Origin of the sequence: Microbacterium sp. OVT16B (assembly GCF_019969705.1) — a bacterium.
Lineage (GTDB): Bacteria > Actinomycetota > Actinomycetes > Actinomycetales > Microbacteriaceae > Microbacterium > Microbacterium natoriense.
The window spans coordinates 3717152-3737045 of sequence record NZ_JAHXZA010000001.1 but is presented as its reverse complement, the minus strand read 5'-3'; the positions used below and the strand labels follow the sequence as shown (position 1 = coordinate 3737045).

Annotated in this window: 24 protein-coding genes; 12 read left to right on the top strand and 12 right to left on the bottom strand. The window is 66.6% G+C overall.

All coding sequences use genetic code 11. The features are described from left to right. Positions 1-32: 32 nt before the first annotated feature. From LC438_RS17505 to LC438_RS18825, 3 genes are all read right to left on the bottom strand, one after another. Positions 33-842, bottom strand: a complete 810-nt coding sequence (locus tag LC438_RS17505; protein ID WP_105677211.1) for a class I SAM-dependent methyltransferase — start codon at positions 840-842, stop codon at positions 33-35. Positions 843-926: 84 nt separating this feature from the next. After that, entirely contained in the window at positions 927-1301 is a 375-nt protein-coding gene (locus tag LC438_RS17500) for a type II toxin-antitoxin system VapC family toxin (RefSeq protein ID WP_223587349.1), read from the bottom strand. Beyond that, entirely contained in the window at positions 1298-1552 is a 255-nt protein-coding gene (locus tag LC438_RS18825) for a type II toxin-antitoxin system Phd/YefM family antitoxin (protein ID WP_219844649.1), read from the bottom strand. Before LC438_RS18825 ends, LC438_RS17500 begins: the two co-directional genes overlap by 4 nt. A gap of 330 nt (positions 1553-1882) precedes the next feature. Here LC438_RS18825 and LC438_RS17490 point away from each other — a divergent pair, with 330 nt between their 5' ends. Next, a complete protein-coding gene (locus tag LC438_RS17490; protein WP_223587348.1) occupies positions 1883-2389 on the top strand; it encodes a hypothetical protein in 507 nt (168 codons plus the stop codon). Between the two features lie 13 nt (positions 2390-2402). Here LC438_RS17490 and LC438_RS17485 read toward each other — a convergent pair whose 3' ends face one another. Then, a complete protein-coding gene (locus LC438_RS17485; protein WP_223587347.1) occupies positions 2403-3398 on the bottom strand; it encodes an SDR family NAD(P)-dependent oxidoreductase in 996 nt (331 codons plus the stop codon). 72 nt (positions 3399-3470) lie between these two features. Between LC438_RS17485 and LC438_RS17480 the strand changes: the two genes are divergently transcribed. Further along, entirely contained in the window at positions 3471-4013 is a 543-nt protein-coding gene (locus LC438_RS17480; protein ID WP_223587346.1) for a TetR/AcrR family transcriptional regulator, read from the top strand. 67 nt (positions 4014-4080) lie between these two features. On the opposite strand, the gene LC438_RS17475 is transcribed toward LC438_RS17480, so the two are convergent. The 6 genes from LC438_RS17475 to LC438_RS17450 form a co-directional block, all read right to left on the bottom strand. Next, the gene (locus tag LC438_RS17475) at positions 4081-4506 is read right to left on the bottom strand and encodes a polynucleotide kinase (RefSeq protein ID WP_223587345.1); all 426 of its coding nucleotides are present in this window, start codon (positions 4504-4506) and stop codon (positions 4081-4083) included. Continuing rightward, complete coding sequence (locus LC438_RS17470; RefSeq protein ID WP_223587344.1) at positions 4503-6242, bottom strand: DUF2075 domain-containing protein; 1740 nt, start codon at positions 6240-6242, stop codon at positions 4503-4505. The genes LC438_RS17475 and LC438_RS17470 overlap by 4 nt, the downstream gene beginning before the upstream one ends. Continuing rightward, positions 6239-6577: a nucleotide pyrophosphohydrolase gene (locus tag LC438_RS17465; RefSeq protein WP_223587343.1), complete on the bottom strand. Its 339-nt coding sequence runs from the start codon at positions 6575-6577 to the stop codon at positions 6239-6241. Before LC438_RS17465 ends, LC438_RS17470 begins: the two co-directional genes overlap by 4 nt. 223 nt (positions 6578-6800) lie before the next feature. Continuing rightward, positions 6801-7292, bottom strand: coding sequence for a hypothetical protein (locus LC438_RS17460; protein WP_223587342.1), 492 nt, complete (start codon positions 7290-7292; stop codon positions 6801-6803). Next, positions 7289-7684, bottom strand: a complete 396-nt coding sequence (locus tag LC438_RS18930; protein WP_223587490.1) for an ImmA/IrrE family metallo-endopeptidase — start codon at positions 7682-7684, stop codon at positions 7289-7291. Before LC438_RS18930 ends, LC438_RS17460 begins: the two co-directional genes overlap by 4 nt. A 167-nt stretch (positions 7685-7851) precedes the next feature. Beyond that, on the bottom strand, positions 7852-9252 hold the full coding sequence (locus tag LC438_RS17450; RefSeq protein WP_223587341.1) for an ATP-binding protein: 1401 nt from the start codon (positions 9250-9252) through the stop codon (positions 7852-7854). Between the two features lie 85 nt (positions 9253-9337). On the opposite strand from LC438_RS17450, the gene LC438_RS17445 reads away from it, so the two are divergent. The 5 genes from LC438_RS17445 to panB all read left to right on the top strand — a co-directional run bounded on the left by LC438_RS17445 (position 9338) and on the right by panB (position 14135). Beyond that, positions 9338-10672, top strand: coding sequence for a DNA cytosine methyltransferase (locus tag LC438_RS17445; RefSeq protein WP_223587340.1), 1335 nt, complete (start codon positions 9338-9340; stop codon positions 10670-10672). Positions 10673-10961: 289 nt separating this feature from the next. Then, positions 10962-11819, top strand: a complete 858-nt coding sequence (locus LC438_RS17440; protein ID WP_223587339.1) for a Rossmann-like and DUF2520 domain-containing protein — start codon at positions 10962-10964, stop codon at positions 11817-11819. After that, positions 11816-12886: a pantoate--beta-alanine ligase gene (gene panC, locus LC438_RS17435; protein ID WP_308116189.1), complete on the top strand. Its 1071-nt coding sequence runs from the start codon at positions 11816-11818 to the stop codon at positions 12884-12886. Before LC438_RS17440 ends, panC begins: the two co-directional genes overlap by 4 nt. Before the next feature lie 11 nt (positions 12887-12897). Continuing rightward, positions 12898-13269 carry an aspartate 1-decarboxylase gene (panD, locus tag LC438_RS17430; RefSeq protein WP_308116188.1) on the top strand — a complete coding sequence of 124 codons (372 nt, stop codon included), beginning with the start codon at positions 12898-12900 and terminating at the stop codon, positions 13267-13269. Then, positions 13266-14135, top strand: coding sequence for a 3-methyl-2-oxobutanoate hydroxymethyltransferase (panB, locus tag LC438_RS17425; RefSeq protein ID WP_223587337.1), 870 nt, complete (start codon positions 13266-13268; stop codon positions 14133-14135). Before panD ends, panB begins: the two co-directional genes overlap by 4 nt. Positions 14136-14187: 52 nt before the next feature. Here the strand turns inward: panB and LC438_RS17420 are convergent, their stop codons facing one another. After that, on the bottom strand, positions 14188-14466 hold the full coding sequence (locus LC438_RS17420) for a helix-turn-helix domain-containing protein (protein ID WP_223587489.1): 279 nt from the start codon (positions 14464-14466) through the stop codon (positions 14188-14190). Between the two features lie 63 nt (positions 14467-14529). On the opposite strand from LC438_RS17420, the gene map reads away from it, so the two are divergent. Together map and LC438_RS17410 are read left to right on the top strand one after the other, a co-directional pair. Beyond that, positions 14530-15303, top strand: a complete 774-nt coding sequence (map, locus tag LC438_RS17415; RefSeq protein ID WP_223587336.1) for a type I methionyl aminopeptidase — start codon at positions 14530-14532, stop codon at positions 15301-15303. Between the two features lie 92 nt (positions 15304-15395). Then, positions 15396-16739, top strand: a complete 1344-nt coding sequence (locus tag LC438_RS17410; RefSeq protein ID WP_223587335.1) for an HNH endonuclease signature motif containing protein — start codon at positions 15396-15398, stop codon at positions 16737-16739. 310 nt (positions 16740-17049) lie between these two features. On the opposite strand, the gene LC438_RS17405 is transcribed toward LC438_RS17410, so the two are convergent. Beyond that, positions 17050-18273 (bottom strand): MFS transporter, encoded by a 1224-nt coding sequence (locus tag LC438_RS17405; RefSeq protein ID WP_223587334.1) that lies wholly within the window; start codon positions 18271-18273, stop codon positions 17050-17052. A gap of 80 nt (positions 18274-18353) precedes the next feature. Here LC438_RS17405 and LC438_RS17400 point away from each other — a divergent pair, with 80 nt between their 5' ends. The 3 genes from LC438_RS17400 to LC438_RS17390 all read left to right on the top strand — a co-directional run bounded on the left by LC438_RS17400 (position 18354) and on the right by LC438_RS17390 (position 19855). Next, the gene (locus tag LC438_RS17400) at positions 18354-18659 is read left to right on the top strand and encodes a helix-turn-helix transcriptional regulator (RefSeq protein WP_223587333.1); all 306 of its coding nucleotides are present in this window, start codon (positions 18354-18356) and stop codon (positions 18657-18659) included. Positions 18660-18743: 84 nt separating this feature from the next. Next, entirely contained in the window at positions 18744-19226 is a 483-nt protein-coding gene (locus tag LC438_RS17395) for a hypothetical protein (RefSeq protein ID WP_223587332.1), read from the top strand. Between the two features lie 68 nt (positions 19227-19294). Continuing rightward, positions 19295-19855, top strand: coding sequence for a PadR family transcriptional regulator (locus LC438_RS17390; RefSeq protein ID WP_223587331.1), 561 nt, complete (start codon positions 19295-19297; stop codon positions 19853-19855). Positions 19856-19894: the final 39 nt, after the last annotated feature.

Genomic DNA, 19894 nt, shown 5'->3' with positions numbered 1-19894 from the left:
CTGTCGCCCGTTCGTCTGTCGCTTGTCGCGCGTCAGCCCGAGGCCGTGACGACGTGCGCCTGGATCCGCCCCCGCACCTCTCCGTCGCCGAACCGGGCGGCGATCGCAGCGGCTGCCCGCACCGTCGCCTCGGCGAGGGCCGACGGGTCCCGAGCCTCGATCTCGCCGCGCAGGGGTGTGCCCTGGCAGTACGCGGTCGCCGCGACGAGGGCCGACGGCGCGACGCTCTGCGCGGTCACGGTGTCGATCGTGACGGTGGTGAAGCCGGCATCCCGCACCTCCCGCTCGATCAGGGCGACGTCGTGATAGCCGTGCGGGGTGCGGGCCATGAAGCGCGGAGGATCGGCGGGGAACATCGCCGCGAGCGCCTGCCCCACCTCGTCGGCGAAGTCGTTCCTCTCGATCGCGTCCCAGACGGCGAACACGAAGCTCCCTCCGGGTTCGAGCACCCGCCGCGCCTCGCGGTAGGCGCGGATGCGGTCGGGGAAGAACATCGCCCCGAACTGGCACAGCACCAGGTCGAAGGCGCCGTCGTCGAAGGGCAGGTCCTGCGCGTCGGCGGTCTGCCAGCGCAGCCGCGGATCGGGCAGGACGGATGCCGCGTAGTCCAGCATCGGCGCGCTGAGATCGGTCGCGACATACGCCGACCCTGCGGGCAGCAGCGGCAGCAGGAACCGGGGGACGACGCCCGTTCCGGCCGCGGTCTCCAGCACCCGCCGCGGCTCCAGCGCCGCCGCCCGGCGCGCGACATCGGCCGCATAGGGCTCGAAGATCAGCGGCACCATGTAGCGGTCGTAGTTCTCGGGGATGGACCCGGAGAAGATGCTGTCGGGAACGGGCATCAGTGCACCTCTGAGGTGAGGGTACGCCTGAGTGAGGGGGTGCGGTAGGGGCTTGTTGCGGCGACCGGATCTGCCCGTGGAGCCTCAGAGCACCGGTGCGAGTCCGTGATGTTCGGCGCGTGCACGCAGCTCGAGATCGAAGGTGAGGATGCCGTCGACAGCGGTGCCGAGTCGCAGCGCTGTCGCGAGGTGGAGAGCGTCGAGTGTGCGCAGTCCGCTCCGCAGGGCGATGGCTGCGTCGGCGATGTCGTCGTCGAGCGACACGAGAGCGACGCGGTCGATGACCTGCTGCACGTCGTGGCCGGCGATCAGCCGCCGGTCGACGATCGCGGCCAGCTCGACGGCCAGGAGGCGCGAGGACACGAACTCGGCTCCGCGCTCGAAGAGTTCGGCGACGGCCTCGCTCTCGGCTTCGTCGATCAGCAGTTTCGCCGCGGCGGAGGTGTCGAGATAGATCACAGCCGATCCGCCCGCAGATCGTCGATGATCTCCGCACTCGTCTGATCGAGCTTCACCCTCTGTATGTCCAACGCTCCGGATCGGGACGGGAGTCGTACGTGTCCCGCGGCGATCAGGTCGTCCCAGACGCTGGCCTGCGGAGGGGACAGCTGTGCGATCGGTCGCCCGCGATCGGTGATCGTCAGCGTCTCTCCCGCGGCGACACGCGCCAGGACCTTCGCGGTCTGCTGGTTGAGCTCGGTTCTCGTCACGGTTGCCACTCTGGGAGTCTACGGGCGAAGTAGTAGAAATAGTAGGTCTGTTGCCTTGGCGGGAATGGAAGCCGCATGCAGGCACGGTAACTCGTCCGTCAGGCAACAGGCGTGCGTCGAGGAGGCGGTTGTCGGAATCTGTGGAGAAGCCCTGAGGAGGTCGATCGGTGCAGGGTGAGTGGGTGGTTCCAGGGGAACAACCGGCAGAACTCGGGGCTGCGACGGAGAGACTCGCTGCCTAGTCTCAAATGCGTGGGGGAATTCGCAGGTTTGGAAATAGGCAGTTGGGCAGAACTCCTTTCGGGAGTGGCCTCTGTGGCGGCAGCGTTCGTGAGCATCTTCGCTTTGCGCACAGCTTTGGCGGCGAACGCCACGGCGGAGCGCACGCGTAGCGAGGCCAAGGTCTTCGCCGACGAGACGCGGGAGCGAGAGCGTTCGCGGCAGCATGCCGATGTGGCTCGTCAGTTGCAAGCGTGGTGGGTGAAATGGAACGAAGGCGCCGGCGACGCGTACGGAGTCTTCGTGACGAACGCGGGTGAGGGGGCGACCGTCTTCCGCGACATTCGAATCGAGACGCGGGGGAACTCGATCGCGAAAGGCGAGAAGGGTTTCATCACCTTCACCTCGCTGCCGCCCGGTTCTTACGTACTGGTCAGCAACGCATACGGATCCGACCATGCGTGGGGAGAGCCCCAGGCGGTGCGCGCAGACGTCACCTACGAGCCGCTGCTCAAAGCGCAGAAGTACGCCGTGACGTGCATCTCCTTCGAGGACCCGACCAAGCAGGCATGGTGCTGGACACCTGAGCGGGGTCTGGAGTCTGCCGTCAAGGCATAGCTGCCACTGGGGCCTACTGCACCGACCAGCCCCCGTCGCTCGCGAGCACGGCGCCGTTGATGTTCACGGCGTCGTCGCTGAGCAGGAACGTGATCGACGCCGCCAGGTGCTCGGCCGTCGCGACAGTGGGGATCGCCTGCTGGAACGGTGCGAGGCGACCCGAACCGTACTCCGACATGTTCGGGGGCATCGGGATTCCGGTGGCCACGCCGCCCGGGGCGACGGAGTTCACGCGGATGCCCTTCGGCCCGTACATGAACGCCGCGGACTTCGTCACGCCGATGATGCCGTGCTTGCTGGCCGTGTAGGCGTTGCCGGAGGCGTTGCCGCGCAGGCCGGCCTCGCTCGACACGTTGAGGATCGACCCGCTGCCGGCCGCCTCCATGATCGGGAGCACCGCGCGCATGAGCTTGAACGGGGCGGTGAGGTTGATCGCGATGACGCGGTCCCAGACGGCATCCGTCGTCTCGCCAGCGGGGGAGAAGTCGTCGTTGATGCCGGCGACGTTCGCGAGGCCGTCGATGCGGTCGCCCGCGGCGGCGATGACGGCGTCGATCGCGCTCTGCTGGGTGAGGTCACCAGCGACGGTGACGACGCCCGGGAACTCGGCCTTCAGCGCGTCGAGCTTCTCGGCGGAGATGTCGGCGGCGATCACTCGTCCGCCTTCGCGGGCGATGCGGGATGCCGTGGCCCTGCCGATTCCGGATGCCGCGCCCGTGACGATCACGGTCTTGCCGGCGAAGCGTCCGGTAGTGGGCGTCTCGGACCACCCTTCGGCGCCGGTGTCTTCGGGGATCTCGCCGCCGTTGGCCGCGCGGACGAGGTCGTCGACGACTGACTGCGGGAGTGCGCCCTGGCTCATCGCGACGAGCTGCTGCAGCGGGAGCCCGAGCACGGGGGTGAGGAGCTCGGGGTCGGCGCCGGTCTTCTCGAAGAGTCCGCGGATGAGCGGTCCGCCGACCTCGTCGTTCAGCCAGTCGCCGATGGTGGAGTGCGCGGTGAGGGCCATGCTGGTGCTCCTTCTTGTTTCGCAACGGTGCGTCTCGTTATGGATCAGTGTACGCCTGAGTAGCCTGTGATCGTGCCTAGACCTCGAAGTGAATCCGCCCGGCAGGCCGTGCTGGAGGCGATGCGCGCCGCCCTGTCCTCTTCGGGCTACGAGGCCGTGACGATCGAGGGCCTCGCCGAGGTCGCCGGGGTCTCGAAGCAGACGATCTACCGGTGGTGGCCGTCGAAGGCCGCGATCCTCGGGGAGGCGCTGCTGGAGGGGGAGCTACCCGTTCCGACGATGCCCTTCACGGAAGATTTCGCCGCCGACCTGAAGGCATGGTTCTCCGCCGATGACGGCGGGGAGACCGGCGCGCTGGCCCGCGCGCTGATCGCCGTCACGGCGACCGACCCGGGACTCGGCGCCGCGCTGAACGAGCGCCTCGCTGCGCCGATCCGCGAGTGGGTGGCGGCACGACTGACGTTGGCTGTGTCAGCGGGAGAGGTCAGAGCGGATGCTTCTGCCGACGTCATCGCCGACCATGTCGTCGCGCTCGGCACGTACGCCGCTCTGCTGGGCAGGCCGATCGACGTGGATGCCACGGTCGATGTGCTGCTGCGAGGCATCGGCGCCTGAGCATCCGCCACCACCTCCAGAGGGAGCGGGATGCTGCAGGAAGCGATCGAGCCTGACTCGTCCCGCTTCAGAAGTTCCCTTCGGCGACCTGGAAGCAGACGAGTCCTCGAGATCGCCACATCTTCACGACGCTACGGCGGTCGTCGACCACGCCGATGACGTCATAGCGCGGGGAGATCTGGGTATCGAGGATCTCCGCCTTGACGATGTGATCGGGGCGCTGGTCGCCGGTCTTGCGCAGCAGCAGGCGTTCGAACGGGACCTCGTTGAACGTCAGCCAGGCTTCGGTGGCGCGCCGCGCGGTCTCGTCGCGCCCCGAGACGACGACGATAGCGTCCACGTCGGGGTGCGCTGCGAGCGCCTGCGCGGTCATCACGACTGGAGCATTCGGGGTGTCCTCCGCGACGCCGCGCATGTTGTACGGCGACCTGTCGCCGATACGGGCGAGGGTGCCGTCCATGTCGAACAGCCAGACGCGGGGGCGATAGCTCACGCGTGAGACTCCAGCAGTGCCCGAAGCCGCGCGCGCAGCCCCGGGTCGCACACGTAGACGTAGGTGCCGTGCATCCCGCGGGTCAGGAGCACTCCGTAGATGTTCCGGATGAACACGAGCAGGTCGTCGTCGGAGAACGCATCCTTCAGGTGGCCGGTGTTCTCCTTGCCCTTCTTGTCGCGGTACGACTCGCGGTCCGCGACGATCGCGCCGGATGTCGGGTCGACGCGCAGATCGGGTCCGATGATCACACCGGCGTAGTTGAGGTCGTATCCCTGCACCGTGTGGATCGAGCCCACCTCGTCCAGCGCACGCGGGGAGTTGATCCAGTCCTTGTCGGTGCTGTTCCACCGCAGTCGTTGGCCGTCGAGGTCGATGTCGTACGCCGTGCGGTCCTTCTTGGAGACCCAGTCCCACGCGTAGCCGGCGAGGAGCCGCGACAGCCCGACCTCGGCGTCCTTCGCCCGGATCGCGTCCCGCATCTCGCCGAGGTCGGCGAAGAAGCGGAGGTCGTAGTCGCCGAGGTCCGGACGGGTGACGTCCTCTCCGCGGAGGGTCGCCCGTATGAACTCCACGTAGTCGGCATCGGCATTCACTCGCATCTGCGTGGTCAGCCGGAAGTGCCGGTGCTCGTTCTTCGCGCCGGTGATGACGTCGCTCAGAGTCGACGGCGGCAGGTCGTGGGGTCGAACGGTCTGCTGGCCATCGAGAAGCAGCAGCTGGTGTGCAGATCGAGCCGTGATCCAGTCGAGCTGCGTGAACTGCGTACCGTCGTGACCGAAGAGCGCGGAGTTGATCTCGCGGTACTTCTTGTTCTGCACGCCGGATGCCTGGTTGGAGCGCTGGCTGAGTCGATGCGCCTCGTCCACGACGACAAGGTCGAAGTCGGTATCGGACTCCGCGAGTTGGAACGGCGACATCACCATCGTCGGCGTGAGCTTGAGGGTCTTTCGGAACACCTTCTGCACCGACTTGCGCAGCGATTGCTGAGGAATGACCAGAGCCATCCGCAGGTCCTTCAGGAGCTCGCGGTTCTCTGGTACGAAGAACTCCGAGAACATCGAGTCGGGCTCTATGTCTTCACCATCGACGTAGTCGCCGATGTCGGCGAGCAGCTTCATGAGGAAGATGGCGACGATCGTCTTGCCTGTGCCAGGGTCGCCCTGCACCACCGAGGTCGTCTTGATCCCTGGATTTCTCAGGCCTTCGAGAATCCCGTCCACGATGTCACTGACAGCGATCGCCTGCTCCTCGTTGAGAGCCTTGAACGGCGACAGCTTGAACAGATCGGAGTTGACGATCTGCGGGATGCTCCGCGTGAACATCCCCTCCGCGCGGAGTGCCTCGAACACATCGCGGAACGACTCTCGGTAGACCTCCCGGTCGTAGTACTGCGCGCCGGTGAGGCCGTTGTTCCTGTTCAGCACCCTGGCGGTGGTCTCCGCCGAGAACCACTCGATCAGGTGGGACTCCAGATCGAGGCAGACGGACTTGTTGAACCTCTCATCGACGACGACGCGGATCGTCCGCAGCCCTTCGTCCTTCTTGGGTCCGGCGAGGTGCTGGCGCATGCGCTTCTGAGCTCGTGTCGTCTCGCCGACGTAGACCTTCTTCGCGGTCCCCAGACCGTTGAGGACGTACACGACCGGCCAGTCGGAATGCTCGTCGGCGCGAGCTCCCCAGGTGTCGACCGCCTTGCGCAGGAAGCGCAGCTGGTGAATCGTGAACTCGGTCACACGCCGTCCTCAGCGTGGAGTTCCGTGTACTTCGTCATCCGCCCCTTGGCGAGTTCCACCGGATACTTCTTCGCTGTGGAGTCGAGCTTGCGCATCACGATCTCGTCGAGGTCGACGCCGAGCTTGTTCGCCAGATGGATGCAGTAGGTGACGACGTCGGCGAGCTCTTCCTCCACCCGCGTCTGATCGGGGGTCGAGGTCCACTGGTAGCACTCGAGGAGCTCGGATGCTTCGATAGCGATGCTCTTCGCCAGGTTCTCAGGGCTGTGGAACTGATCCCAGTCGCGAGCCTCGACGAAGGCGCGGAGGGCGGCGATGGTGTGCTCGGAGGGCATGGTGGGGAGGGTAGCAGGACTTGTGCGCTGTTCGCGGGGGAATAAGATGCAGCCTTGCTTCTTGAGCGAAGTTTTGCTTGCGGGTCGAGGGGGTTTGCAGTCGACGGTGTTGCATAGCTCCTTGAGCTACGGACTAAACCGTGGGAGGGGCTTGAAAGTGTGAGCGGCCAACAGGCGTGTTGCTCCCTATTTTATCGCGGAGGTCAAATTTCTGCAACGAAGTTTACTTTTTTCGCTTGGGCGCTTTTCTGAATCTTTTGGTGCGGTTGGGAAACAGATTGCGAGCAACGATTGCCACAATGCCAATAACTTCAACCACCGATGCCGACAGCCACGCTATAAGGACCGTATCTGACGGTGGCTCGTCCGCCCAGAGCATGTAATACGCCAGAAATGCGTCTGCTACGGCAAGTTGCAGGATCACGGCAGCGATTGCCACCCAAGCCAGTAGACGCTTCAGCCCTACATCCTGCTCGCGTGCACGCAGCTTAAGAGTAGCTTCGCGCGCCTCCCTTTCGGCCGGTTGGAGAATAACGCTTGCGCGCGGCTTGCGCCTTCTTCTTGACTTCAGCGCAGCGATCGGCTTGGCATCCTGTACCTCCGCGGCCTGCTCGAAGGCGTCTTTGTCTACGTCTGCGGAGAGCTTGGTCTCGGCGCCCTCTTCTGGGGAGTCGCGAAGCGTAATGACATCGATCGACGCTTTCGCCGACGTCACGAGAGTCCTAAGTTGCTAAGGCGAACCTCGAGAGCCGCTGGCGACACGCCGAAAACTCGCGCGAGTTTGGAGGGGCTTTCCCCTTGTGCCCACAAGGCGCGAACAGCGGCGGCCGGCATAAGTAGCTCCGCAGCAAACTGGTTCGCCCATACTTCTTCAGGGTTCTTTCCCGTGCGCGACTCAAGGTCTCGGCTGTCTACATATCCCAATCGCTCACCTGGGATGCTGCCCCGTCGGCTAAGGTGACCAAGCTCGTGGGCGCAAGTAAAGCGTTGGCGGCGCTCGTGGTCATCGGAGTTTAGGTAGATGGTTGCAGCTTCGTCGCTAGGCTCCTTTACAAGTAGTCCAGACACGTCGTCGTCCAAGGTGGCGCGGAGAACATTGGCTCCCATGCTCTTCGCGATGGTGACGGGATCAACTGGGAAGTCGACGCGACCGTTGCTATCCGCCCAGTGCTCCTCAAGCACGTCGAGTGCGGCTTGACGTGGACTTGTATTTCGCTCGGGGTTTCCCTGGGGTCCTCCGCGACGCGGTTGGTGTCTCGTCTGCGCGGCCATGATCAGGATTCTGTGTTCGCGGCGTGGAAGGCATCGAAAGACAAGCGGCCGATCTCAGCTGCATTGGATAGGCCAAGTGCGCTAGCCAGTTCATCGAATGTCTGCATGAGGACGGTGTACTGGATCTTCTTCCAGGCCTCCGCAAGTTCGGGATCAGCTGCGGGAAAGATTGCGCTCACTGATATTCCTTCTCGCAAGTCCTCCATGGACATCGAAAATTGGACGTCGATATACGTGCCGGCGTCAACCGGCGACGCGGATCGAATTGCATCCAGCGTGGGGGTCGCCATGTCATCCGTTGCCAGGCGACGTTCTGCTTTCGCTTGGTTTAGCAGATCGATCACACCGCGAGCCGTGGTGATCATGTGCGTTAGTACTTGACTCCAGACGGGACTATCCGGGTCCACCGTCGTTTTCATCGTATTCCATGGAATCGCGCCTGCATTGTGAGCAGTCATGTACACGAAGCCACGAAACCTGGCGTACTGATTGTGGTACTGAGGGATCTTTGCGCGGCCTGACCCCCACCCGGTAAGGCGGGACTTGTCGTTGGCAAGAAGCAACCTGCCGTTGCCGAAGACGAGCCAGCCCGCGTCAGCGGCGGGGCTGGACTGTTCTTCTGGTTCTGCGTCCTCGTCGATACCGTGGAGGCCCGTCGGCGCGACTCCAACGACTATTCGAACCGAGAGGTCACCCGCGTTGGGAGTCGGAATTGTGAACGAGCTCACTGCGGGGCGGAGGAGGTCACTCATGGCGACCATGGAGTCGGCCGACTTTAGTTCGTTCTCGTTCAGCGTGATGGTGAGACCGTTGCCCATAGCCAGGCGGTGCCGGGACCGGAGCTCTTCGGCTAGTTGGCTAAGAAAGCTCTCTGACGAGAACGCTTCTGCAACTTGGGGGTAGAGCCTGTCGACGATGATTGTCGTCCCGGTGCTGCCAAGCGATGGTTCATGAACTGTCATCGGCAGTGTCCAGGACGATTCATCGCGCATCCACGCCTGTGTGTCCACGTCGACCGTGAAGCTGTCTGCGCTTGACGTTGATTCGACCGCGAAGGAAGCACCGATCTTGAACAGTGCTCGCTTCATCCCGACGCCGAACTGGCCGATCGACTCCGGGGACGGAGCGATATCGTCGGGGCGTCCGATCCGGAACACGTAGTCGCGGGCGTTGGCTGCTCCAATACCAGCACAGTTATCTTCAATCGAGAACTCCGATGAATTTGCTGTGATGGAGACACGCAGGCCACCAAGGGCGCCGTCAGGGCACATCATCCTCGCGCTGTCGATTGAGTTGTCTACAAGATCGAGAATTGCCGCGGTGATTGAGATATCGCGGGTCAGGATCTCGATAAAGAACCGCTTGGTTGGGCTTCCATCGATCAATTCAGTTGTATCGGCCATTCTGATTCCCCCCTGCAGGTGCGCCTCGTTGAGCCTCGTGCGAGTCTAGTTGTGACTATACGAGAACCTGTGCGATCGTTACACTGTGGACCCCAGAACTGACAGTCAGCACCGCCCGATCGTCGTCGACCTCTTCGCCGGGGCAGGGGGCCTTAGCCTGGGGTTCGAGATGGCCGGCTTCGACGTGGTGGCAGCGGTTGAGTACGATCCCGTGCACGCGGCGACGCACGCCTACAACTTCCCCGAGGCGCCAGTCCTCTGCCGCGACGTGAGGCGAGTCTTGCCTACGGACCTTCTTTCGGCAGCGGGTGAGGGCTGGAGACGTCACCACCCAGCGGACGACTGGGACGGAGTCATCGATGTCATCATTGGTGGACCGTCTTGTCAGGGGTTCTCAACTATGGGGAAGCAGGATGCGAATGACGACCGTAACGAGCTTGTAGGAGAGTTCGTCCGTCTCGTGGAGGGGGTTGCTCCACGAGCGTTCGTCATGGAGAACGTTCCGGGTATTCTCGCTCCCCAGTTTGCTCCGCTGCTGGATGACGCAGTTCGCCGCTTCCGCGCGGCCGGGTACACTCTCAGCGACTACTCCGAACCGCTTGACGCCTCCGAGTACGATGTGCCGCAGCGACGTAAGCGAGTCTTCCTCGTCGGGGTAGCCGAGGGGTATGAACTCGCACCCATCACAAAGTCCACTCTCGGTACGGTCACTGTTGCCCATGCGCTGGAAGGCCTCCCCAGTCTTGTTGGCAGGAGCAAGGCGGACGGCGAGTTGCTCGAGATGAGCGCTGACCAAGGGGCGGCATATGCGACCGGGCTAGACAACCCGTATCTCTCGATTCTGCGTGATGTGAATCCACGAAGCCAAGCGGCGATCGGCGGTGTGCTGAGTGGTTACCTCGTCACTGAGCACCGCCCTTCATCGATCAAGCGATTTGAAGCGCTGCGGCAGGGCGACACGGATAGTGTTTCGCGTCTATGGCGTCTCAAGGAACGGCATCCTTCGCGGACGCTGCGCGCAGGTACCGGCAGTGAACGTGGCGCGTTCAGTGCCGCCCGCCCGCTGCATCCCACAGAGCCGCGTGTGATCACGGTTAGGGAAGCCGCTCGCCTTCATTCGTTCCCTGACTGGTTCCGTTTCCATGCAACGAACTGGCATGGACACCGGCAAATCGGGAACTCGGTCCCTCCCCTTCTCGCGAAGGCTGTCGCGACGTCGGTGTTGCGATCGCTGGGAGTCAATCCCACAGGTTCGGCTATTTCGAGGACGAACGCCGGGGGGATTGCGCGGTTGCTCATCATGAACGCGTCGGAGGCGCAGAAGTACTTCGCGGCTGATGACGCGGAGATCCCGGCCAAGCGAAGCAGGCCGGTGACTCCCGAGGCTCGGCTTGAGGACGCTCCTGTGCTTTCCTTTTGACCAATTCGCCCCAGTCTCGCGTGCCAAGTGATCGGGTCCTCCCGCCAGAAGCGGTGCAGTAGCGCCCGCGAGTCAAACGACTGCCCCAGAGAATCCGCACTAGCGAGGTCTTAGGTCAGGATGACGTGAGAGAAGAGATCGAAAGTACAAGCACAACCACGTAACTAGGAGCGAAAAGTAGAGGTCCGGGATTCCCCGTGCAGCATCTTGCTCCCAGATTTGGCCCGCACCCCTCCCGCGGCGGATACTCGTCCCATCCGGATCGCCCCATCGTGACCCGGCATCCGACATGAATCCCACCTCCTCGCTCACTCCTGAGACGTCCTTCGCCATCGTCGGCGCCGGACGTCTCGGCGGTCTTCTCGCCCGAGCGCTCCGCGCCTCCGGTTTCGACGTTCGCGGCCCGTTCCGGAGAGCCGACGAGATCCCCGAGACCGACATCGCGATCCTCGCCGTTCCCGACGCGGCGATTGCCGATGCTGCGAACAGCACGAAGAACACGAGAACTGCCCACCTCTCCGGCGCCACCGGCCTCGACGCGGTGGACTTCAGCATCCACCCGCTCCAGACCTTCACCGGCGGCGAGACCCCCGACGTGTTCCACGGCATCGGTGCCGCGATCGACGGACGCACCGAGGAGGACAAGAGCCTCGCGAGAGACCTCGCTCGCGCCCTCGGCATGACCCCGTTCACTGTGACCGATCGGGCGGCGTATCACACGGCGGCATCCTTCGCGTCGAACTTCGTACTCACCGTGCTCGATGCGGCCGAGCAGCTCACCATCGCCGCGGGCGTCGAGAACCCGCGCGAGGTCCTCGCCCCGCTCGTCCGGCAGTCGGTCGACAACTGGCAGCATCAGGGCGCGGCGGATGCCCTCACCGGACCCATCGTCCGCGGCGACGAGGCCACCGTCGCGACGCAGAGGGCCGCAACGGGCGCGCACCGGGACCTCTTCGATGCGCTCGCCACCGCCACGAGGCGCATCGCCGACTCGCGTAACCCCGAGGTCGACCCGCACAACACTGAGGCCGTGTCTCACGCCCCCGAGACCGTGTCTCACACCTCTGAGGCCGACCCGCGCACCCCCGAGACCGATCCGCAAACCCCCGAGCCCGACCCACATACCCCCGAGAAGGGCCGCGCATGAAGATCCTCCGCACGATCCCCGAGGTCCGCGAGGCGGTCGGCGAAGCCAAGGCCAAACAAAGAACAGTCGGCCTCGTCCCCACGATGGGCGCGTTCCATGAGGGTCACCTCTCCCTCATGCGCCGCGCGCGCGAAGAGAACGGCCTCGTCGTCGTCTCCCTCTTCGTCAACCCGACCCAGTTCGCCCCGAACGAAGACCTCAGCACCTACCCGCGCGACGAAGCCCGCGACGCCACGCAGGCAGAAGCGGAGGGCGTCGACATCCTCTTCGCCCCCGCGCCCGACGAGGTCTATCCGCACGGCTTCGCCACCAGCATCCACGTCGCCGGCATCACCGACGTCCTCGACGGCGCGAGCCGTGGCGCGCATCATTTCGACGGCGTCGCCACCGTCGTCACCAAGCTGTTCGGTATCGTCCGCCCCGACGTCGCCTACTTCGGGCAGAAGGATGCTCAGCAGGTCCTGGTCGTGCGGCGCGTGGTGCGCGACCTCGACCTCGACGTCCGCATCGAGGCATGCCCCATCGTCCGCGAGGCCGACGGACTCGCCATGAGCTCGCGCAACGTCTACCTCGACCCCGCCGCCCGGCAGCAGGCCACAGCGCTCAACCGCGCCCTCGACGCCGCCCAGGCGCTGCACGACGGCGGCGAACGGGATGCCGATCGCATCTTCGCGGCCGCCCGCGACGTCCTCGACGCCGCCGGCATCCGCACCGAGTACCTCGAGCTCCGGGACGCCGAGACGCTCGAACCCGTCGCCGACACGTCACGGGACTCCCTCCTCGCCGTCGCCGCGCACGTCGGCGCGGCTCGCCTGATCGACAACCACCTCCTCACCGGTCACCCCTCGGAACACGACCGCATCTCGGAGCACGACCGCATCACAGAACGCGACTGCATCCCGGGCCCCAGCGGCACTCCAGAACCCGCCTACCCCTCAGAACACAACGTCATCCCCGAGCACGACCACATCCCAGTACCCAGCCGCATCCCAGAACCCCGCCGCACCCCCGAACCCGCCCACTCCTCAGAACCCCGCCGCACCTCAGAACAGAACGGCACCCGCTGATGCTCCGCACCATGCTGAAGTCGAAGATCCACCGCGCCACCGTCACCGGCAGCGACCTCCACTACGTGGGCTCCATCACGATCGACCCCATCGTGCTCGAGGCCTCCGACATCCGCCCGCACGAGCAGGTGCACGTCGTCGACGTCGACAACGGCGCGCGCTTCGTGACCTACGCCCTCGAAGGAGAGCGTGGAACCGGCGTCGTCCAGGTCAACGGCGCCGCCGCGCGCCTTGTGCACACGGGCGACACGATCATCGTCATCTCCTACGCCGACTACTCCCGAGAAGACCTCGACGACTACGAGCCGACCGTCGTGCACGTCGACCGGAGCAACACGATCATCAGGGTCGACGACGCCGTCGGAGAGCTGGTGACAGCGTGAGCGCCCACGCCGCCCCCACGAAGCGCCTCACCCTCGGCGACCTCGCCGCCAAGAAGACCGCGGGTGAGCGCCTCGTCATGGTCACGGCCTACGACTTCCCGAGCGCGCAGATCGTCGAGGATGCCGGGGTCGACCTCGTTCTCGTCGGCGACTCCGCCGCGATGACAGTGCTCGGCTACGACAGCACCGTGCCCGTCACGGTCGACGAGATGCTCATGCTCACGAAGGCGGTCCGCCGTGGACTCGACCGCCCGCTCCTCGTCGGCGACCTGCCGTTCGGCTCGTACGAGGCCTCCGACGCCGAGGCGATCGAGACGGCCCGGCGCTTCGTCAAGGAGGCGGGCGTCGACCTCGTCAAGATCGAGCGCGGCGGCACGACCGTCGACCGCGCCCGCGCGCTCGTGAACGCCGGCATCCCCGTCGTCGGCCACGTCGGGCTCACCCCGCAGACCGCGACCGCCCTCGGCGGCTACCGTGCTCAGGGCCGCACCGCCGAGGCCGCCCTCGCCGTGATCGACGACGCCCTCGCCCTGCAGGCGGCCGGTGTCTCGCTGCTCGTCGTCGAAGCCGTGCCGTCGGAGGTCACCGCGGCACTCATGCCGCTGCTCGACATCCCCGTGATCGGCATCGGCGCTGGAGCGGATGCCGACGGGCAGGTCCTCGTCTTCCACGACCTCCTCGGCCTCTATCCGGGCAGCGCCGCCAAGTTCGTCAAGCGCTACGCCGACCTCCGCACCGCCGCCGTCGCGGGCGTCGAAGCCTACGCCGACGAGGTGCGCGAGGGCGTGTACCCGGCGCCGGAGCACGGATACGGGATGCCGGAGGCCGAGGCCCGGCGGCTCGGGGAGATGCTCGCGGGGCGGTGACCCTGCAGGAGGCGGACCGTCTCGGGGAACTGCCGCGGGCGGTAGGACGACGCTAGGACGCGAGCCGGGTGCGTGTCGCGTCGACGGGCTGAGGGCCGACCTCCGCCCAGACCTCGTCGAGCGAGAGGCCGAGCACGTGAGCGATCGCGCCGATCGTCGCGAACGCGGGGGTCGCCACGCGTCCGGACTCGATCTTGCGCAGTGTCTCCGGCGAGACGCCGGCGTCGAGAGCGACGCCCAGCATGGAACGTTCTCCCCGCGCCCGCCGCAGCAGCGCGCCCAGCCGCTCTCCTCGCTCGATCTCGGCGGGAGTCAACGGCAGGCGGACCATCATGGTGACGATTCTAATACCGGGATAGTATTACCGGGATAGTTATTGGAAAGCAGGCGCATCATGATCGAGATACTGAATTCCGACGAGCGGGAGCGGGCGCGGGAGACGGGAGCGCTCGTGGGCGGCATCCTGCACTCCCTGAAGGAGCGCGCGGTGGTCGGGGTGAATCTGCTCGACATCGACCGCTGGGCGAAGGAGATGATCGAGGATGCCGGCGCCGAGTCCTGCTACGTCGACTATGCCCCGTCCTTCGGGCGCGGACCCTTCGGCCACTACATCTGCACGGCGGTCAATGACGCCGTGCTGCACGGCATGCCGCACGACTATGCGCTCGCAGACGGCGACCTGCTCACGCTCGACCTCGCCGTGTCGCTGCGGGGGATCGCGGCCGACGCGGCCATCAGCTTCGTCGTCGGGCGGGCGGCGTCTCCCGACGATCTCGCGATGATCGAGGCGACCGAGCGCGCATTGGCGGCAGGCATCGCCGCGGCACGCCCCGGCGCGCGCATCGGCGACCTCTCGCGCGCCATCGGCGCCGTGCTGCGCGGTGCGGGCTACTCGGTCAACCTCGAGTTCGGCGGCCACGGGATCGGCTCGACGATGCACCAGGATCCGCACGTCGCCAACGACGGCCGCCCGGGGCGCGGCTACATCCTGCGTCCCGGCCTGCTTCTCGCCCTCGAACCGTGGGTCATGGCCGACACTGACCGGCTCGTGACGGACGACGACGGCTGGACGCTCCGCAGCGCCACGGGATGCCGCACGGCGCACACCGAGCACACGATCGCGGTCACCGAGTCGGGCGCGGAGGTGCTGACGCTGCCCCGGGGGTGACGAGACGAGAGCGACACCGACGCATGCCGGTGTTCTGGAATCCATTAGAACATAACTACGAAACTCGCCCTCATCTCTCCTAAAATGGAGGCATGTCGAAGCTGGTCGGTCTGCAGGAGGCGATGTCCCGCCTCGATGAGGCGTGGGCGGATGCCGGCGACTCGACCGGCCTGAGTCGAGAGCAGCTTCTCGCCGTGAACGAGGCCCTCGGCGTGGTGCGCAGGCGACTGGATGCCGTGCACGTCGACGTGGCGGCCTCCATCTCGCGGGAGTCGCGCCCTGAACTGGGGGCCGAGGGGCTGGCGAAGCAACAGGGCTTCCGGTCGCCGGCGAAGCTGATCGCCGCGACGGTCGGCGTCTCGACCGGCGACGCGTCAAGGCTGGTCTCGGTGGGTGAGGCGACGGCGCCCCGCACCGACCTGCTGGGGGCTCGTCTCCCCGCGCGCTATCCGCTCGTCCGTGCCGCGCTCGCCGCGGGGGAGATCGGCGCGCAGGCGGCGTCGCTGATCATCGGCCTGCTTGAACGCTGCCGCGTCGCGGCCGGTGCGGAGCGAGTGGCGGAGGGTGAGCGCGTGCTGACCGCGGCAGCCGCAGGGCTCGCGCTCGACGAGGTTCGCACACTCGTCGTGCGCGCCGAAGCGTGGCTCGATCCCGACGGTGTCGAGCCGCGGTCGGACGAGCAGCGCTCACGCCGGTCGCTCACCATGTTCGAGCGCGACGGAATGCTGCATCTCTCCGCGCAACTGGATGCCGAGACCGCTGCGCCGCTCGTCACCGCCATCCGCGGGTACGTCACCGCGGCGTTCGCGGCGCGCAAGGATGCGCCCGACGTCGATGCGCCCGATGTTGACCGGCGGACGATCCCTATGCTTCAGGCTGACGCGCTGTCGGCCGTGTGCGCGCACGTCCTCGGGTGTGAGAACCGACGGCTCCCGCTGGCCGGTGCGACCGTCATCGTGCGGATGACCCTCGACGACCTCGAGTCCGGGACCGGTTCGGCGACGATCGACGGCATCGATCAGTCGATCAGCGTCGGAGCGGCCCGCAGGATGGCCGCTGGTGGCGGAGTCATCCCCTGTGTTCTCGGCGGCGACAGCGAGATCCTCGACTGGGGGCGGGAGAAGCGGCTCTTCACGCGGGCGCAGCGCCTCGCCCTCGTCGAACGCGATGGCGGATGCGCGATGTGCGGCCTCCCGCCGGGAATGACGAAGGCTCATCACATCCGCTGGTGGCGGAGGGACCGAGGTCCGACAGACCTGTCGAACGGTGTGCTGCTCTGCGAGAGCTGTCATCACCGCATCCACGACAACGGGTGGGAGATCCGCATCGACGGTGCGGGGGTCTCGGCGCGGGTGTGGTTCATTCCGCCCGCATACGTCGACGCGTCCCGCACGCCGAGACTGGGCGGGCGCGCGCGGTTCGACATCGCGGCGTGAGGCGGCGCGGGCTGCCTTCGCGTGCGTTCGCGTGAGGTGTCACGAGAGGTCGCGAGTGACGTCACTGGGGTGCCGTTACGCGAGAAAGAACTCACGCGAGCTCGCGCGAATGAGCGTCACACGAGTTCACGCGAATGAGCGTCACGCGAGTTCACGCGAATGACGGTCCGTGAGCTGTGCTCACGCACACGAACGCACGTGAGCTCTACTTACGCGAACAAACCGCCCGCAGGCTTGCACGGGTGACCGTCACGCGACCGGCACCCGAGCCCCCCAGGGCATCCGTCACACTGGCCGCGCCGGCATCCCACTACTCCCCGCGCCGCACCCGCAGCACGAGCGCGACCACCGCCAGGGTGATCACGACGAGCCCGTAGCCGACGCACACCGGACCGAGCCCGACCACGCCGACCAGGGCGCCGGCGACGACCGCCGGCACGCCGAACGCGAGATAGGCGAGCAGGAAGATCACGGCGAACGTGTCCGCTCGCTCCGTCGCCGGGATGCGCGGAGCCAGCGAAGCGACGACGCCCGAGAACGCGGTGCCGAAGCCCATGCCCGTGATCGCCGTGGCCACGAGATAGAAGGGCAGTGACCCCGCCCCGAGCGCCAGGAGAGACAGCGCCGTGCCGGACGCGAGAGCGGCCGTGCCGAAGATCACCGTCGTACGGGGGCGACGCCGCCGCATCGCGAACGCGGTGAGCGCTCCGACTCCGGCGAGCATCGCCACCGAGAGCCCCTGCCAGGTGTGCGCCTCCCCGCCCAGCTCAGTGCGCACGATCGTCGCGCCGAGCGACAGGAACAGTCCGCCGGTCGCCCAGCCGGCGATCACCGCGGGCGCCGCACGCCAGAAGTCCGCGCGGATGCCGGCGGGGATCGAGAGCCGGAAGCTCAGAGACGCCCATGCCCCCGGTCGCCGCGGCGCGGTCTCCGGCGCCAGCAGGAACAGCGCCGCCAGCACGACGTACACGACGGTGAGCGGGGCGAACACGTCGAGCAGCGGCTGACCGGTGAGGTCCAGGGCGACTCCAGAGACGAGCGCCCCCAGCGCGAGGCCGATGCCGGGGCTGAGCGCGTTCCACAGTGCGGCGGTGGCCGTCCGTCCGCCCGGCGCGAGGTCGAGCACGGCGGCCGACAGTGCGGAGATCAGAATGCCGCTCGCGACGCCCTGCAGCACACGGGCGAGGACGAGCGCCGTGACGGAGTCGGCATGCCAGAACAGTGCCATACTCGCGGCGAGCAGCAGGAACCCGGCGATCGCGACCGGGCGACGCCCGACATGATCGGAGAGGGACCCCGCAGTGAGCAGGGCGAGCAGCAGGGCGATCGCGTACACGGCGAACACCGCACTGATCACGATCGCGTCGAACCCGATGTCCTGCGCGAGCACCGGGTAGAAGGGCGACGGAGCGCTCGCGCCGATCATCATCGCGATCTGCGCCGCGATCGCGAGCGCGAAACCGAACCGTGCGCGCCGCGGCCCGGCGGGCGAGCGCGTCGCCCCCGGAGTGACGATCGGCTGGGTGATGGTCATGACCTCTCCTGTCGGTTCGAGAATCATCGAACTATCGGAGCGTACTCGCCATCCGTCGATTGTTCAACTATTCTCGAACCATGCCTGGCGACCTCCCGCACCCGGATCGATCCGACATCCGGCTCACCGACGTGCTCTTCGCGCTCAGCGACCCCGAGCGCCTGGCGATCACGCGACAGCTCGCCAACGGCCCTCTCGACATGGCCGCCTGTCACTCCACCGACCCGAACCTGCCGAAGTCGACCAAGTCGCACTTCATGAAGGTGCTCCGTGAAGCGGGTGTCATCCGCAACGAGCCCAACGGGCGCCGACGCACGCTGACGCTGCGCCGCGACGACCTCGACGAGCTGTTCCCCGGCCTGCTCGACTCCGTGCTGCGCGACTGAGACCTCGGAAGCTAACTGAGCCCTCCGAAAGCCGACGGGCCCCCGGAAGCCCGCGTCCGCGACGGCGCGCCCTAGAGTGACCACATGCCCGTCGAACCCCCGGAATGGACCGAGGTCGAGCTGACCAGCCTCCGCGGCGCGGTCGGTCAGCGCATCATCGCGGCCATGCTCGTCGTGGTCGGTCTCGTCGGCGTGGTCCTGAGCATCCTCGCCGTGCCCGACTGGTGGGTCGTCGTGTCGGTGTTCCTCGTCAGCGTGTTCCTCGGGGTCGTCGGCCTGAGCCTCTGGTTCCACGTGGGTATGAGCGCGGCAGCCACGGTCGAGCTGGTCAGGGTCGGCGCCCCGACCGCCCTCCGCGTGCTGCGATCGGAGGAGATCGCCGACGAGAGCATCGTCTTCCGGCTCTTCCTCCGCCTGCCAGAGGAGGAGCTCGTGGTCGTGCAGCACCAGTGCAGCCAGGGGCAGTGCGTGGAGGCGGGTCGAGCGGCCCCGCACTCCGAGGTTCCCGCGATCCTCGACCCGGTCACGAAGTCGTGGGGCGTCGTGCACGGCCGTCTCGACGTCTGAGATTCCCACCCCACTCCCAGCCTCAACGACATATCGTTGAGTATCGCTACCGATATCGGGAGGTCACCATGAACAACTCATTCCCCTCGAACCCGTTCGCGGGTGCGGGCGCCGGACCGGCATCCGCCCTCTTCGAGGCCATGGAGCAGCTGCGCACCTCGTTCGCGCCCCGACCCAGCGGCGGCTCGCGCATGGCGCGAGGCGACGTTCGCACGGCCGTGCTCTCGCTTCTCGCCGAGAAGCCCATGCACGGCTACCAGATCATCAACGAGATCGCCGAGCGCAGCGGCGGCAGCTGGAAGCCCAGCGCCGGCTCGGTCTACCCGACCCTGCAGCTGCTCGCCGACGAGGGCCTCATCACCGCCGAGGAGCAGAACGGCCGCAAGACCTACTCGCTCACGGATGCCGGAGCAGAGGTCGCCGCCGAGGCCACCGAGACCCCCGCGCCGTGGGAGGCCTCAGGACCCCGCGACCACACCCGCTTCAGCGCGCTGCCCAAGGCCGGCGTCGACCTCGCCGCGGCTGCCGCCCAGGTGGGGCGCACGGGGTCGCCCGAGCAGGTCCAGCAGGCCATCGAGGTGCTCGACGAGGCCCGTCGTAGGCTGTACTCGATCCTCGCCCAGGACTGACCGCGTGGCAGTGCGGCCTCCGCTGAGGAGCAGCGAGAG